Raw genomic sequence first — 14,456 nt, forward strand, 5'->3', positions numbered from 1 at the left:
GTCAGCCTCCGAACAGGTGGTTAAAGCGCTCGACCTCAACCCATTCGCCGGCTTCCACGTTGCCGCGCTCGCGCTCCAGCACGATGAAGCAGTTGCCCAGACTGAAGGAGCTGAAAATGTGCGAGCCCTGATGTCCGGTGGTGCTCACTACGAGCTCGCCGTCCGCACCGCGGGTCAGAATGCCGCGCTGGAAATCGAGACGGCCCGGTGATTTTTTCAACCGCGTGGCGGCACGCACGCGCACGCGTTCCGGCAGCGGGCTGGCCTTGTTGCCGGAAAGCTTCGCCAGCAGCGGGATCGCCAGCTGGTAGAAGGTGAGTGCCGCCGAGACCGGGTTGCCCGGCAGGCCGCAGAACCAGCTGTGTGAAAGCTTGCCAAACGCGAACGGCTTGCCCGGCTTGATCGCCAGCTTCCAGAAGGCGATTTCACCCAGCTCTTCAAGAAGGGTTTTGGTGTAATCCGCTTCGCCCACGGAGACGCCGCCGGAGCTGATGACCACGTCGGCGGATTTATCCGCCTCGATAAACGCCGCGCGCAGTTGTTCCGGATCGTCAGGAATGATGCCGAGGTTAATCACCTCGCAGCCCAGCTGCTCCAGCATCAGGTGTACCGCCAGGCGGTTGGTGTCGTAAATCTGGCCGTCCTGCAGCGGCTGGCCCGGAAGCTGCAGCTCGTCGCCGGTGGAGAAAACGGCGACGCGCACTTTACGGATTACATCGATGTCCGCGATGCCGAGCGACGCCAGCACCGGCAGCTCCGCCACCGTCAGCTTTTGCCCGGCGGCAAAGACCGTCGCGCCGAGGGTAATGTCTTCGCCCGTGCGACGGATGTTCTGGCCCGCTTTGACGCTCGCGGTAAAACGCACGCCGTCGTCGGTCTGTTCGGTCTCTTCCTGCATCACCACGGCGTCGCAGCCTGGCGGAACCGGTGCGCCGGTCATGATGCGCACGCAGGTGCCCGCAGGCCATTCGCCGCTAAACGGCTGACCCGCAAAGGCTTTACCCGCCACCGGCAGGGCGTTACCCGTCTGGAGATCCGCCAGGCGTACCGCGTAACCGTCCATCGCGGAGTTATCAAACCCCGGCACGTTAAGCGGAGAGACGATATCGCGCGCGGCAATACGGCCAAAACAGCGCACGAGGGGCAGCGTCTCAACGTCATGCAGCGGGGAAACTCGGTCAAGCATCTGCGTGAGTGCCGTCTCAAGCGGCATCAGTCCGGCGGTAAAATCCATGGTGGGCTCCTGCGGAGTAACAACGAAAGCGTCCATTATGGCAGAAAAGTGCGGCTAACTGTATGACCGAAGGGTGCACGCTTTACATCACTGTTACGTCTTTCTATATTCAAAAATCATCTGAAGTTTCGTCGACGATAATGATATTTATAGAAAAAGCCGCAAAACAGGCTAACGGGTGATGCGAATGGTTAAGGCGGTAATCGCAATTCATGGCGGGGCCGGGGCAATCACCCGTGCACAGCTCACTTCTGAGCAGGAAAAACGCTACATAGACGCGCTGTACGCCATTGTGGAAACGGGCCAGAAAATGCTGGAAGCGGGCGAGAGCGCGCTGGATGTGGTCACCGAGGCGGTGCGTCTGCTGGAAGAGTGCCCGTTATTTAATGCGGGGATCGGTTCGGTCTTTACCCGGGATGAAACGCACGAGCTGGATGCCTGCGTCATGGACGGTATCACCCTGAAAGCGGGGGCCGTGGCAGGCGTCAGCCACCTGCGTAACCCGGTGCTGGCCGCGCGTCTGGTGATGGAAGAGAGCCCGCACGTGCTGCTGACGGGCGCGGGGGCGGAGAGGTTTGCCTTCGAACACGGAATGGAGCCGGTCTCGCCTGACCTGTTTTCCACGGAAGCCCGCTATCAGCAGCTGCTGGACGCCCGTTCGGCGGGCATGACGCAGCTTGATCATACTGCGCCGCTGGATGAGCGCAGCAAAATGGGCACGGTCGGCGCGGTGGCGCTGGATAAAGCCGGGAATCTCGCGGCGGCAACCTCCACGGGCGGGATGACCAACAAGCTGCCCGGACGCGTGGGTGATAGCCCGCTGCCTGGCGCGGGTTGCTATGCCAATAACGCGACGGCGGCGGTGTCGTGTACCGGCACCGGAGAAGTGTTTATCCGCGCTCTCGCGGCCTATGACATTACCGCGCTGATGGATTACGGCGGCTTAAGCCTGAGCGAGGCCTGCGAGCGTGTGGTGATGGAAAAATTACCTGCCCTGGGCGGCATCGGCGGACTCATTGCGGTGGATCGTGAGGGCAACGTGGCCCTGCCGTTCAACAGTGAAGGCATGTACCGCGCCTGGGGCTATGCCGGCGATGAGCCGAGCACGGGGATCTATCGTGAATAAGGGGGCAGCGCGTGCCGCACAGTGAAGAGCTGGACAACCGCGAAGTGCTGGCTGTCCATCAGCTGAATATTGCGTTTCAGGAAGAGCGGCAGTTCATCCCCGCAGTACAGAATTTATCGTTTTCGCTCAGGCGGGGCGAGACGCTGGCGATTGTTGGCGAGTCCGGCTCCGGGAAATCGGTCACCGCGCTGGCGCTGATGCGCCTGCTGGAACAGACGGGCGGTCAAATCAGCAGCGAGAAAATGCTGCTGCGCCGCCGTAACCGCCAGGTCATTGATTTAAACGAGCTGAGCGGCGCGCAGATGCAGGGCGTGCGTGGGGCGGATATTGCGATGATCTTCCAGGAGCCGATGACCTCCCTGAACCCGGTGTTCCCGGTGGGGGAACAAATTGCCGAGTCCATCCGCCTGCATCAGGGGCTGAGCGGCGATGAGGCGCTCAGGGAAGCCAGACGCATGCTGGAGCTGGTACGCATTCCGGAGGCGCAGGCCATTCTGGGCCGCTATCCGCATCAGCTTTCCGGCGGCATGCGCCAGCGGGTGATGATCGCCATGGCGCTCTCGTGCCGTCCCGCGGTGCTGATTGCCGATGAGCCGACGACGGCGCTGGACGTGACGATTCAGGCGCAGATCCTGCAGCTCATCAACGTGCTGCAGCAGGAGATGGAGATGGGGGTGATCTTTATCACCCACGATATGGGCGTGGTCGCCGATATCGCCGATCGGGTACTGGTGATGCACAAGGGCTGCGCGGTCGAAACCGGCACGGTTGAGCAGATTTTTCACGCGCCCGCGCATCCCTACACCAAAGCGCTGCTGGCGGCGGTCCCGCGTCTTGGGGCGATGAACGGCAGCGATCTGCCGCGTCGTTTTCCGCTGATTTCCCTGGCGGCGTCTGAGCCGCAGGAGGAGGAGCGCGAGCAGGACACCGTGGTGCCGGGCAAGCCCATTCTGGAAGTGCGCAATCTGGTCACCCGGTTTCCGCTGCGCAGCGGCGTACTGAACCGGGTGAAGCGCGAAGTGCACGCGGTGGAAAACGTCAGCTTCGATCTGTGGCCGGGCGAAACGCTGGCGCTGGTGGGGGAGTCCGGCTGCGGTAAATCCACGACCGGGCGCGCGTTGCTCCGTCTGGTGGCATCCCAGGAGGGCAGCATTACCTTTAACGGCGAGCGCATTGATACCCTTCCGGACAGCAGGCTGCAGGCGGTGCGGCGGGATATTCAGTTTATTTTCCAGGATCCGTATGCCTCCCTCGATCCACGCCATACGGTGGGGTATTCGATCATGGAGCCGCTGCGGGTGCATAACCTGCTCGACGGCGAGGCTGCGCAGCGTCGCGTCGCCTGGCTGCTGGAGCGCGTTGGCCTGAAGCCGGAACACGCCTGGCGTTATCCGCACGAGTTTTCCGGCGGGCAGCGGCAGCGTATCTGCATCGCCCGTGCGCTGGCGCTGAACCCGAAAGTGGTGATTGCGGATGAGTCCGTCTCGGCGCTGGATGTCTCTATCCGGGCGCAAATCATCAATCTGCTGCTGGATTTACAGCGGGATATGGGGATCGCCTTCCTGTTTATCTCGCACGACATGGCGGTGGTTGAGCGCATCAGCCATCGCGTGGCGGTGATGTTTATGGGGCAAATTGTGGAAATCGGTCCGCGAAGAGTGGTGTTCGAGAACCCACAGCACCCGTATACCCGCAAGCTCATCGCGGCGGTCCCGGTCGCCGATCCGGCGCATCGTCACGGCCAGCGCGTGCTGCTGCAGGATGAAATGCCGAGCAATATTCGTAAACGCGGCGAGGCCGTGGAGCGCGTGGCGTTGCGTGAGGTCGGGCCGGGTCATTTCGTGGCTCCCCCGCGTCAGGACAATGCTTTTTCGCGGTTATAACTTTCAACAGGCAGGAGAACATAATGGTTACATTTGTAGCGCGTAGATGGTTGTTAGCCGCGAGCGTGACGGCAGCCCTGGCCGCTGCCCCCGCGTTCGCTGCCAAAGATGTGGTGGTCGCCGTCGGCTCTAACTTCACCACGCTGGATCCGTATGACGCTAACGACACGCTCTCCCAGGCGGTGGCGAAATCGTTCTACCAGGGCCTGTTTGGCCTGGATAAAGAGATGAAGCTCAAAAACGTGCTGGCGGAGGGGTACACCGTTTCGGATGACGGGCTGGTGTACACCATTAAGCTCAAAACCGGGGTGAAGTTCCAGGACGGCACCGACTTTAATGCAGACGCGGTGAAGGTTAACCTCGATCGCGCCAGCAATCCTGAGAACAGCCTTAAGCGTTATAACCTCTATAAAAACATCGCCAAAACCGAGGTGGTCGACCCGGCGACGGTAAAAATCACCCTGAAAGAGCCGTTCTCCGCGTTTATCAATATTCTGGCGCATCCGGCGACGGCAATGATTTCCCCTGCCGCGCTGAAGAAATACGGCAAGGAGATCGGCTTCCACCCGGTCGGTACCGGCCCGTACGAGCTGGTCACCTGGAATCAGACCGATTTTGTGAAGGTGAAGAAATACGCGGGATACTGGCAAAAAGGGCTGCCGAAGCTGGACACCATCACCTGGCGTCCGGTAGTGGATAACAACACCCGTGCGGCGATGCTGCAAACCGGCGAGGCGCAGTTTGCCTTCCCTGTGCCGTATGAGCAGGCCGCCATTCTGGAGAAAAACAGCAAGCTGGAGCTGGTCGCCAGCCCGTCGATCATGCAGCGCTACATCAGCATGAACGTTACGCAAAAGCCGTTCGATAACCCGAAGGTGCGCGAAGCTATTAACTATGCCATTAACCGTCAGGCGCTGGTGAAGGTCGCTTTTGCGGGCTATGCCACTCCGGCCACCGGCGTGCTGCCGCCGGCTATCGCGTATGCGCAAAGCTATCAGCCGTGGCCGTACGATCCGGCTAAAGCGCGCGAGTTGCTGAAAGAGGCGGGCTATCCGAACGGCTTTAGCACCACGCTGTGGTCGTCGCATAATCACAGTACCGCCCAGAAGGTGCTGCAGTTCACCCAGCAGCAGCTGGCGCAGGTGGGTATCAAGGCGCAGGTGACCGCGATGGATGCCGGACAGCGTGCGGCAGAGGTCGAGGGGAAAGGGCAGAAAGAGAGCGGCGTGCGGATGTTCTACACCGGCTGGTCGGCCTCGACCGGTGAAGCCGACTGGGCGCTCTCGCCGCTGTTTGCCTCGCAGAACTGGCCGCCAACCCTGTTCAATACCGCGTTCTACAGCAACCCGCAGGTGGACAAAGACCTTGCTGACGCGCTGAAAACCACCAAACCGGAGGAGAAAGCACGTCTCTACAAGGACGCGCAGGACATCATCTGGAAAGAGTCGCCGTGGGTGCCGCTGGTGGTGGAGAAACTGGTGTCAGCCCATAACAAAGCGTTGACCGGGTTCTACATCATGCCGGATACGGGCTTTAGCTTTGACGATGCGGATTTAAAATAACGCCCATGCTGAACTATGTTTGTAAACGCCTGCTGGGGCTTATCCCGACGCTGTTGATTGTGGCGGTGCTGGTGTTTTTGTTTGTCCATATGCTGCCGGGGGATCCGGCGCGTCTGGTTGCCGGGCCCGAAGCGGATGCCACGGTCATTGAGCTGGTACGTAAACAGCTGGGTCTTGACCAGCCGCTTTATATGCAGTTTCTGCACTATATTGGCAACGTTCTGCAGGGTGACTTTGGTATCTCGATGGTCTCGCGTCGTCCGGTGTCGGAGGAGATCGCCACCCGCTTTATGCCCACGTTCTGGTTAACGATAGCCAGCATGAGCTGGGCCGTGGTGTTCGGACTTGGCGCCGGGATTGTGGCGTCCGTCTGGCGTAACCGCTGGCCGGACAAGCTCGGCATGGCGCTGGCGGTGACCGGCATCTCCTTCCCGGCGTTCGCGCTGGGGATGCTGCTGATGCAGATCTTCTCCGTTGAGCTGGGCTGGCTGCCCACCGTCGGGGCCGATACCTGGAAGCATTACATTCTGCCCTCGATGACGCTGGGGGCTGCCGTGTCGGCGGTGATGGCCCGCTTTACCCGCGCCTCGTTCGTTGACGTGCTGAGCGAAGATTATATTCGCACCGCGCGGGCGAAAGGGGTCAGCGAGAAGTGGGTCATTCTCAAGCACGGGTTCCGCAATGCGATGATCCCGGTCGTGACGATGATGGGGCTTCAGTTTGGCTTCCTGCTGGGCGGCTCTATCGTGGTGGAAAAGGTCTTCAACTGGCCGGGGCTGGGACGTCTGCTGGTCGATTCCGTCGAGATGCGCGACTACCCGGTGATCCAGGCGGAAGTGCTGCTTTTCTCGCTGGAGTTTATTCTTATCAACTTAGTGGTGGACGTGCTTTACGCCGCCATTAACCCGGCCATCAGGTATAAGTAAGATGCGATTGTTGAACTGGCGACGTCAGGCCGTTTTAAACGCCATGCCGGGGCTCAAACCGGACCACATCCGCACCCCGTGGTCTGAATTCTGGCGGCGTTTCCGCCGTCAGCCGGTCGCGATGACGGCGGGGCTGTTCGTGCTGCTGCTGATTGTGGTGGCGATCGTGGCGCCGTGGGTGGCGCCGTTTGATGCGGAAAATTATTTTGACTACGACCGCCTGAACGACGGGCCCTCGATGCTCCACTGGTTCGGCGTGGATTCGCTCGGGCGGGATATCTTTAGCCGGGTACTGGTAGGGGCGCAGATCTCGCTCGCCGCCGGGGTGTTCGCGGTGCTGATCGGCGCGGCCATCGGGATCGTGCTGGGGCTGGTTGCCGGGTATTACGAAGGCTGGTGGGACCGCATCATCATGCGCATCTGCGACGTGCTGTTTGCCTTCCCCGGCATTCTGCTGGCGATTGCTGTGGTGGCGATCATGGGCAGCGGCATGGCCAACGTCATCATCGCGGTCGCGGTGTTTTCGATTCCGGCCTTTGCCCGCCTGGTGCGCGGCAACACGCTGGTGTTGAAACAGCAGACCTTTATCGAGTCGGCCCGCAGTATGGGGGCCAGCGATGCGACCATCCTCTTCAGCCATATTCTGCCGGGGACGGTGTCGTCCATCGTGGTCTATTTCACCATGCGTATCGGCGTGTCGATTATCTCGGCGGCCAGCCTGTCGTTTCTGGGGCTAGGGGCACAGCCTCCGACGCCGGAGTGGGGCGCGATGCTGAACGAGGCGAGGGCAGATATGGTGATTGCGCCGCACGTGGCGATCTTCCCGAGTCTGGCGATTTTCCTGACCGTGCTGGCGTTTAACCTGTTAGGTGACGGGCTGCGCGACGCGCTGGATCCGAGGATAAAGGGGTAGTGCAGTGAAATGTGCCGGGTGGCGGCTACGCCTTACCCGGCCTACAAAAGCGGAGTGGGGTGATTAAACCCGGCTACCCCACAGGTCATATTCGTCGGCGTTTTCAACCTTCACGCGAATAATATCACCCGGCTTAACGTTGGTTTCGCCATTCAGGTACACCGCTCCGTCGATTTCAGGGGCGTCCGCCATGCTGCGGCCAATCGCGCCTTCTTCGTCAACCTCGTCGATGATAACCATGATCTCGCGACCCACTTTCTCCTGCAGACGCTCGGCAGAGATCTGCTGCTGCAACTGCATGAAGCGGTTCCAGCGCTCCTCTTTCACCTCTTCCGGCACCTGGTCCGCCAGCTCGTTGGCGGTTGCGCCTTCCACCGGGCTGTACTTGAAGCAGCCTACGCGGTCCAGACGCGCTTCTTTCAGGAAGTCGAGCAGCATCTGGAAGTCTTCTTCGGTTTCACCCGGGAAGCCGACGATAAAGGTGGAGCGCAGGGTCAGGTCCGGGCAGATCTCACGCCACTGCTTGATGCGCGCCAGCTGGCGGTCAACGGAGCCAGGGCGCTTCATCAGCTTCAGGATACGCGGGCTCGCGTGCTGCAGCGGGATGTCCAGGTACGGCAGAATCTTGCCTTCCGCCATCAGCGGGATGACGTCGTCAACGTGCGGGTACGGGTAGACGTAGTGCAGACGCGTCCAGATACCGAGTTTAGACAGCTGTTCGCACAGGCCCACCATGCTGGTTTTCACCGGCTCGCCGTTGTGGAAGCCGGAGCGGTGCTTCACGTCCACGCCATAAGCTGAAGTGTCCTGGGAGATGACCAGCAGCTCCTTCACGCCCGCGTCAGCCAAGCGCTTAGCTTCTGCCAGCACTTCGCCGATTGGACGGCTCACCAGATCGCCACGCATGGACGGGATGATGCAGAAGGTACAGCGATGGTTACAGCCTTCGGAAATCTTCAGGTATGCGTAGTGGCGCGGCGTCAGCTTCACGCCCTGTTCCGGCACCAGGCTCAGGAACGGGTTGTGTTTGGGTTTTGGCACGTAGTGATGAACATGTTGCAGCACCTGCTCGTAGCTATGCGGGCCGGTGATCTCCAGCACCTTAGGGTGCACTTCGCGGATCTGGTCTTCTTTCGCGCCCAGACAGCCGGTCACGATCACTTTGCCGTTTTCGGTCAGCGCTTCACCGATGGCTTCCAGTGACTCCTGGACCGCGCTGTCGATAAACCCGCAGGTATTAACGATCACCATATCGGCGTTGTCGTAGCTTGGCACCACGTCATAGCCCTCGGTGCGCAGTTCGGTCAGGATGCGTTCTGAATCCACCAGGTTTTTCGGGCAGCCCAGGGAGACGAAGCCGATTTTCGGCTGGTGCGTAACATTGCTCATAGGTTAAAAATTCATCAATTATGGAGTTATCAGGGCGGGATTTTACAGCGTATCGCGGGGGATTTATACACTCTTTGCAAGGCGGATGCGTCGGGCCGAGGTTGTAACATTGTAAATAATGTTAATCAGTTAATAAAAATTGATCCCAGGCATTAAACTGTACAAAAAATGTACTTATCCTGACTATGCACCATGGCTGACAGAGGAGGAAAGAGCATGACCGTTGACAGACTAAAACGCGATCTGCTGAACAAGCTGATCAACGCCCGAATCGACCTGGCCGCGTACCTGCAGTTGAGGAAGGCAAAAGGGTATATGTCAGTCAGCGAAAGCGAACATCTGCGTGATAACCTGTTTGAACTGTGTAATTTCATGCGTGAAAAAGCACCGATCCTGAAGGCGAACGGCGGCGAAAGTGAAGAGATCGCGCTGCGCCGTGCCGCCGAAGTGCTCTCCATTGCAGGGGTGTGTCTGATGAACGGACGCCACGACTGCCCGAACTTTATCGCCGTAAACGCGGAGAAGCTTGAAAACTGCCTGACAACGCTCTCTCTATGCATCATGTGTCTGAACGAGCACAAACAGCTCGAACAGCACTGATCCCGGGGGAGGCAACTCCCCCTTCTGCTTAAGCTTTTGTAAAAGTGATAACGCGCCCGGACGCAGTGGCTAATCTTTATGCCATATGCCGATAAAGGAGCGCGTTATGCCTCGATCCTCGCTGATTTCCCTGCCTGCGTTATTTATTTCGTTTTCACTTCTTGCTGCGCCAGAGGCAGTGAAGGTCGAGGTGCTGCAAAACAGACTCGATCACCCCTGGTCCCTGGCGTTCCTGCCGGATAATGACGGGCTGCTGGTGACCCTGAAGGGCGGTCAGCTCAAACGCTGGCAGACCGGAAAAGGGCTCTCCGATCCGATTGTCGGCGTACCGAAGGTCTGGGCAAACGGTCAGGGAGGATTGCTGGATGTGGTATTGGCGCCGGATTTTGAGAAGTCGCGCCGCGTCTGGCTGAGCTACGCCGAGGCCGGGCATGACGGCAAAGCCGGAACGGCGGTGGGCTATGGCCGCCTGAGCGACGACTATTCCCGCATCGAGGGATTCCAGGTGGCGTTCCGCCAGATGCCGAAACTCTCAACCGGTAACCATTTTGGCGGGCGGCTGGTGTTCGACGGCAAAGGCTCTCTCTTTATTGGACTCGGCGAGAACAATCAGCGTCCGACGGCGCAGGATCTGGATAAATTGCAGGGCAAAGTGGTGCGCCTCACCGAAGACGGGAAAGTCCCGTCGGATAACCCCTTTGTGAACACCCCCGGTGCGCGACCCGAAATCTGGTCTTACGGCATTCGCAACCCGCAGGGGATGGCGATGAACCCTTGGAGCGACACGCTGTGGCTGAACGAGCATGGCCCGCGCGGCGGGGATGAGATCAACATTCCGGAGAAAGGTAAGAACTACGGCTGGCCGCTGGCCACGCACGGCATTAACTACAGCGGCCTGAAAATCCCGGAAGCCAAAGGCGAGCATGTTGAGGGCACCGAGAAGCCGCTGTTCGTCTGGAAAGTCTCACCCGCGGTGAGCGGCATGGCGTTTTACAACAGTGACGTCTTCCCGCAGTGGAAAAACAAGCTGTTTATCGGCGCGCTGAAGGAGAAGGACGTGATCGTGCTGAGCGTGGAGGGAAACAAGGTGACGGAGGACGGGCGCATTCTGGGCGACCGGGACCAGCGTATTCGCGACGTGCGGGTGGGGCCGGATGGGTATCTGTATGTCCTGACTGACGAGACGGACGGGCAACTGTTGAAAGTCAGCCCGTCCGGCGCGTAATCAGGTGACCGGGATCATCACGACGTTACGGTAAGCCGGGCGATCGCTCAGCTGTTTAAGCCAGCGCTCAAGATGAGGGCGTGGCGTCCACTTCAGACCCATATTGGTCAGGTTCCAGACGAAGGGTGCCACGGCGATATCGCCTGTGCCGAACGCCTCGCCGGAGAACCAGGCGTGCTTCGCCAGCTCGTCATCCATCATCGCAAACAGATTTTCGCAGGCATCCTGCGCGGCGTGAATCGCGGGATAGTCGCGTTCAGCTTCCGGCGTGCGGATAAGCCCCATCAGGATCACGCGGTGGGTTGGGGACAGCGTCTGGTTCGCCCAGTCCATCCACTTTTCGCCCTGAGCGCGCCGGGCCGGGTTTTCAACCCACAGGCGGCCCTGACCGTACTGCGCGGCGAGGTAACGGACAATGGTGTTGGACTCCCAAAGCGTCGCGTCTGTTTCATCATCGCGCAGCAGCGGCACCAGGCCGTTCGGGTTCATGGCCAGATAGTCGGCCTCTTTGTTCACGCCGAACGCCATGCCAGCCATGATTTGATTGAACGGTAAATCCAGCTCTTCCAGCGTCCAGAGCACTTTCTTAACGTTGGTCGAATTATTCCTGCCCCACAGCGTAATCATATTTACTCCCGATGAGATGTGAATCCGAGTCAGCCTTTCGCCATGGTGAGATAAACCTAACAATTACGCAACAGAAGACAAAAAAATCGTCTTAATCAAAGCGTATCTGAATGTTATTGCATAAACTTTAATAACTTTACCCTCGTTGGGTTTCTTTAACGGTTTTAGTGCGCTATTACTCATCGCTTCTTGCGACACGGTGATGTGACGTAATTTTTGAATGGACACTCGGGTGGCATTTATGACGCGTAAAATGACTTCTCTGCGCAGCCTGGCGGCAGGCTCTGCGCTTCTTTTCCTGTTTGCACCAACGCTCTACGCAGCTGAACAGGCTGCGCCCGAAGCGCCGCCCGTGGATGCGCGCGCCTGGATCCTGATGGACTACGCCAGCGGTAAAGTGCTGGCGGAAGGGAATGCGGATGAGAAACTCGATCCGGCAAGCCTGACTAAAATCATGACCAGCTATGTGGTGGGCCAGGCGCTGAAAGCGGGCAAGATCAAGCTGGACGATATGGTGACCATCGGGAAGGACGCGTGGGCGACCGGCAACCCGGCGCTGCGGGGTTCTTCCGTGATGTTCCTGAAGCCTGGCGATCAGGTTTCCGTTTCCGATCTGAATAAAGGGGTGATTATTCAGTCGGGAAATGATGCGTGTATCGCGCTGGCCGATTACGTTGCCGGCAGCCAGGATTCTTTCATTGGTTTGATGAATGGCTACGCGCAAAAGCTGGGCCTGACCAATACAACCTTTAAAACCGTTCACGGTCTGGATGCGCCGGGCCAGTTCAGCACCGCGCGCGACATGGCGCTGCTGGGGAAAGCGCTGATCCACGACGTGCCGGATGAATACGCCATCCACAAAGAGAAAGAGTTTACCTTCAACAAAATTCGCCAGCCGAACCGCAACCGCCTGCTGTGGAGCAGCAACGTCAACGTGGACGGGATGAAAACCGGCACCACGGCGGGTGCAGGCTATAACCTGGTGGCCTCCGCGACCCAGGGCGACATGCGCCTGATTTCGGTGGTGCTGGGCACCAAAACCGACCGCATTCGCTTTAACGAATCCGAAAAACTGCTGACCTGGGGCTTCCGCTTCTATGAAACCGTGACGCCGATTAAGCCGGATGCCACGTTCGTCAGCCAGCGCGTCTGGTTTGGTGACAAGAGCGAAGTGAAACTGGGCGCGGGTGAGGCGGGCTCGGTGACCATTCCGCGCGGCCAGCTGAAAAACCTGAAGGCCAGCTACACCCTGACTGACCCGCAGCTTACGGCTCCGCTGAAAAAGGGCCAGGTGGTCGGGACGATTGATTTCCAGCTTAACGGTAAATCGATTGAACAGCGTCCGCTGATTGTGATGGAAGCGGTGGAAGAGGGCGGCTTCTTCAGCCGGATGTGGGATTTCGTGATGATGAAATTCCACGGGTGGTTTGGCAGTTGGTTTAGCTAAGTTTTTTGCCGGGTGGCGGCTTCGCCTTACCCGGCCTACGTTCGAGCCGTTGTAGGCCGGGTAAGCGCAGCGCCACCCGGCATAACCTCAATACATCAACTTCACCTGCTGCGCCTTCGCGTGGGCCACAATCTCGTCGTCCGGGCGGCAATCGCTGACGATGGCATCGAACTGCGCCAGCTCGCCCATTCTTGCCGAACGTACCTTACCAAACTTGCTGTGATCGACCACCAGCACATGGTACTGCGCGGCGCTCAACGCCCAGTGCTTGACCGGTAATTCTTCCAGATTAAAGCAGGTTGCCCCCTGACGCACATTGACGCCCGCGGCAGAATAAAACGCGATATCCGGGCAGAGATTGCTGAGCGTGTCCTGCAGGTTGAGCGGCTTAAAGATCGCGTTGCTGGCGTGAAACTCACCGCCGCAGAGGATCACCCGGCACTCGGGTTTCTCCTGAAGCGCCAGAAAGGTGTTCAGGGAGTAGCACACGGCAGTGAAAGGGATGCTGCTGTCGATGGCTTCGATAATCCACGGCGTGGTGGTACCGCAGTCAAAAAACAGCGTCTGGTGCGGCTGTACCAGTGAGGCCGCAAGCCGCGCGGCTTTGCGTTTCTCCTCCACCAGGCGTGTCTTCTGGTCGCTGATCAGATAATGGCTGGCGCTGCGTGGCTCAAGCACAATATATCCGCCCAGCAGCACGACGGGCGCGCTTTCGCTGTTCAGATCCCGACGAATGGTCATCTCTGAGACGCCGAGGAGGTTGGCGGCTTCCTTAAGATGCAGCTTATCGCTGCGCTTCAGCGCCTGAAGCAGCTGAGCAATGCGGTCATCGCGACGTGTTTCCATAGTTCCTCGGGATAAAAAAGTGAACCCCCGCAGGGCGGGGGTTCAAGTGTAACCTGTCAGGTCGGGGTTAGTCACGTATCCAGCCTTTGCGGATCGGGATAGCGAAAATGGCGCGATAGAGGGTAGAGAGCCCGCTATAAAGCGCCTCACCGATAAGGCTCCACAGGATAGCCGCGCTCACGCAGCCAATCAGCCCCACCAGGAAGCCGCCCACCATATCCAGCGGCCAGTGGACGCCCAGATAAACGCGAGACCAGGCGATGGCCACCGCGACCACCATCAGCACCGCACCTGACCATAGGCGATGCCAGAACAGGAAGGCCAGCGCAAAGGTGAAGATCACCGTCCCGTGATCGCTCGGGAAAGAGTCATCCGGCGCATGGTGCAGGAAGGTATAGCCCACGTGGGCAACAAAAGGGCGGGCGTGCGGGAACACATGACCCAGTACGAAGCTCACCAGAACGCTCACGCCCAGCGCCATCGCCACTTTGATCACCAGCTGGCGCTGCGCTTTCACCTGGCTACGAGGTCCCCACAGCCAGAGGATGGCGGCCAGCGCGGGCACGATGCTGATCAGATCTTTTGCCAGAAAGGTGGCAAAGTCGATCATCCACTCGGGCGAGGCCGGGGTGGCATTGATCAGATAGAACAGCTGATAATTCAGATTCTCTAGCATAG

13 protein-coding genes are annotated in these 14,456 nt (G+C 59.3%); 8 read left to right on the top strand and 5 right to left on the bottom strand.

The features are described 5' to 3' along the window. Position 1 precedes the first annotated feature (1 nt). Positions 2-1,234 (bottom strand): molybdopterin molybdotransferase MoeA, encoded by a 1,233-nt coding sequence (gene moeA / locus V1572_RS09735; RefSeq protein ID WP_395299909.1) that lies wholly within the window; start codon positions 1,232-1,234, stop codon positions 2-4. Between the two features lie 187 nt (positions 1,235-1,421). Here moeA and iaaA point away from each other — a divergent pair, with 187 nt between their 5' ends. The 5 genes from iaaA to gsiD are packed head-to-tail and all read left to right on the top strand — an operon-like array spanning position 1,422 to position 7,644. Beyond that, positions 1,422-2,360, top strand: coding sequence for a beta-aspartyl-peptidase (gene iaaA / locus V1572_RS09740; protein WP_048027619.1), 939 nt, complete (start codon positions 1,422-1,424; stop codon positions 2,358-2,360). Positions 2,361-2,371: 11 nt separating this feature from the next. Next, positions 2,372-4,243, top strand: a complete 1,872-nt coding sequence (gene gsiA / locus V1572_RS09745; RefSeq protein ID WP_395299910.1) for a glutathione ABC transporter ATP-binding protein GsiA — start codon at positions 2,372-2,374, stop codon at positions 4,241-4,243. 23 nt (positions 4,244-4,266) lie between these two features. Further along, entirely contained in the window at positions 4,267-5,805 is a 1,539-nt protein-coding gene (gene gsiB, locus V1572_RS09750) for a glutathione ABC transporter substrate-binding protein GsiB (protein WP_023292928.1), read from the top strand. A gap of 5 nt (positions 5,806-5,810) precedes the next feature. Continuing rightward, entirely contained in the window at positions 5,811-6,731 is a 921-nt protein-coding gene (gene gsiC, locus V1572_RS09755; protein ID WP_008501201.1) for a glutathione ABC transporter permease GsiC, read from the top strand. 1 nt (position 6,732) lies between these two features. Then, positions 6,733-7,644, top strand: a complete 912-nt coding sequence (gene gsiD / locus V1572_RS09760; protein WP_021240948.1) for a glutathione ABC transporter permease GsiD — start codon at positions 6,733-6,735, stop codon at positions 7,642-7,644. A gap of 63 nt (positions 7,645-7,707) precedes the next feature. Here the strand turns inward: gsiD and rimO are convergent, their stop codons facing one another. Then, positions 7,708-9,033: a 30S ribosomal protein S12 methylthiotransferase RimO gene (rimO, locus tag V1572_RS09765; RefSeq protein WP_008501203.1), complete on the bottom strand. Its 1,326-nt coding sequence runs from the start codon at positions 9,031-9,033 to the stop codon at positions 7,708-7,710. Positions 9,034-9,249: 216 nt separating this feature from the next. Here rimO and bssR point away from each other — a divergent pair, with 216 nt between their 5' ends. Continuing rightward, on the top strand, positions 9,250-9,633 hold the full coding sequence (gene bssR, locus V1572_RS09770; protein WP_395299911.1) for a biofilm formation regulator BssR: 384 nt from the start codon (positions 9,250-9,252) through the stop codon (positions 9,631-9,633). 106 nt (positions 9,634-9,739) lie between these two features. After that, complete coding sequence (locus tag V1572_RS09775) at positions 9,740-10,858, top strand: PQQ-dependent sugar dehydrogenase (RefSeq protein ID WP_048222190.1); 1,119 nt, start codon at positions 9,740-9,742, stop codon at positions 10,856-10,858. Here V1572_RS09775 and V1572_RS09780 read toward each other — a convergent pair whose 3' ends face one another. Next, positions 10,859-11,485, bottom strand: coding sequence for a glutathione S-transferase family protein (locus V1572_RS09780; protein WP_023326978.1), 627 nt, complete (start codon positions 11,483-11,485; stop codon positions 10,859-10,861). Positions 11,486-11,726: 241 nt separating this feature from the next. Here V1572_RS09780 and dacC point away from each other — a divergent pair, with 241 nt between their 5' ends. Further along, complete coding sequence (gene dacC / locus V1572_RS09785) at positions 11,727-12,932, top strand: serine-type D-Ala-D-Ala carboxypeptidase (RefSeq protein WP_395299912.1); 1,206 nt, start codon at positions 11,727-11,729, stop codon at positions 12,930-12,932. 87 nt (positions 12,933-13,019) lie between these two features. Here the strand turns inward: dacC and deoR are convergent, their stop codons facing one another. Both deoR and ybjG read right to left on the bottom strand, forming a co-directional pair. After that, positions 13,020-13,778 (bottom strand): DNA-binding transcriptional repressor DeoR, encoded by a 759-nt coding sequence (gene deoR, locus V1572_RS09790; protein WP_008503427.1) that lies wholly within the window; start codon positions 13,776-13,778, stop codon positions 13,020-13,022. A 67-nt stretch (positions 13,779-13,845) separates the two neighbouring features. Beyond that, positions 13,846-14,454, bottom strand: a complete 609-nt coding sequence (gene ybjG, locus V1572_RS09795; protein ID WP_069719551.1) for an undecaprenyl-diphosphate phosphatase — start codon at positions 14,452-14,454, stop codon at positions 13,846-13,848. Between the last annotated feature and the right edge of the window lie 2 nt (positions 14,455-14,456).

It is taken from the genome of Enterobacter quasiroggenkampii (assembly GCF_043972695.1).
Classification (GTDB): domain Bacteria; phylum Pseudomonadota; class Gammaproteobacteria; order Enterobacterales; family Enterobacteriaceae; genus Enterobacter; species Enterobacter quasiroggenkampii.

Coding starts and splice junctions, on each gene's coding strand:
- dacC (WP_395299912.1), top strand. CDS start 11,727: ATGACGCGTAAAATGACTTCTCTGCGCAGCCTGGCGGCAGGCTCTGCG.
- moeA (WP_395299909.1), bottom strand. CDS start 1,234: ATGGATTTTACCGCCGGACTGATGCCGCTTGAGACGGCACTCACGCAG.
- iaaA (WP_048027619.1), top strand. CDS start 1,422: ATGGTTAAGGCGGTAATCGCAATTCATGGCGGGGCCGGGGCAATCACC.
- rimO (WP_008501203.1), bottom strand. CDS start 9,033: ATGAGCAATGTTACGCACCAGCCGAAAATCGGCTTCGTCTCCCTGGGC.
- V1572_RS09775 (WP_048222190.1), top strand. CDS start 9,740: ATGCCTCGATCCTCGCTGATTTCCCTGCCTGCGTTATTTATTTCGTTT.
- gsiC (WP_008501201.1), top strand. CDS start 5,811: ATGCTGAACTATGTTTGTAAACGCCTGCTGGGGCTTATCCCGACGCTG.
- ybjG (WP_069719551.1), bottom strand. CDS start 14,454: ATGCTAGAGAATCTGAATTATCAGCTGTTCTATCTGATCAATGCCACC.
- bssR (WP_395299911.1), top strand. CDS start 9,250: ATGACCGTTGACAGACTAAAACGCGATCTGCTGAACAAGCTGATCAAC.
- gsiB (WP_023292928.1), top strand. CDS start 4,267: ATGGTTACATTTGTAGCGCGTAGATGGTTGTTAGCCGCGAGCGTGACG.
- deoR (WP_008503427.1), bottom strand. CDS start 13,778: ATGGAAACACGTCGCGATGACCGCATTGCTCAGCTGCTTCAGGCGCTG.
- V1572_RS09780 (WP_023326978.1), bottom strand. CDS start 11,485: ATGATTACGCTGTGGGGCAGGAATAATTCGACCAACGTTAAGAAAGTG.
- gsiD (WP_021240948.1), top strand. CDS start 6,733: ATGCGATTGTTGAACTGGCGACGTCAGGCCGTTTTAAACGCCATGCCG.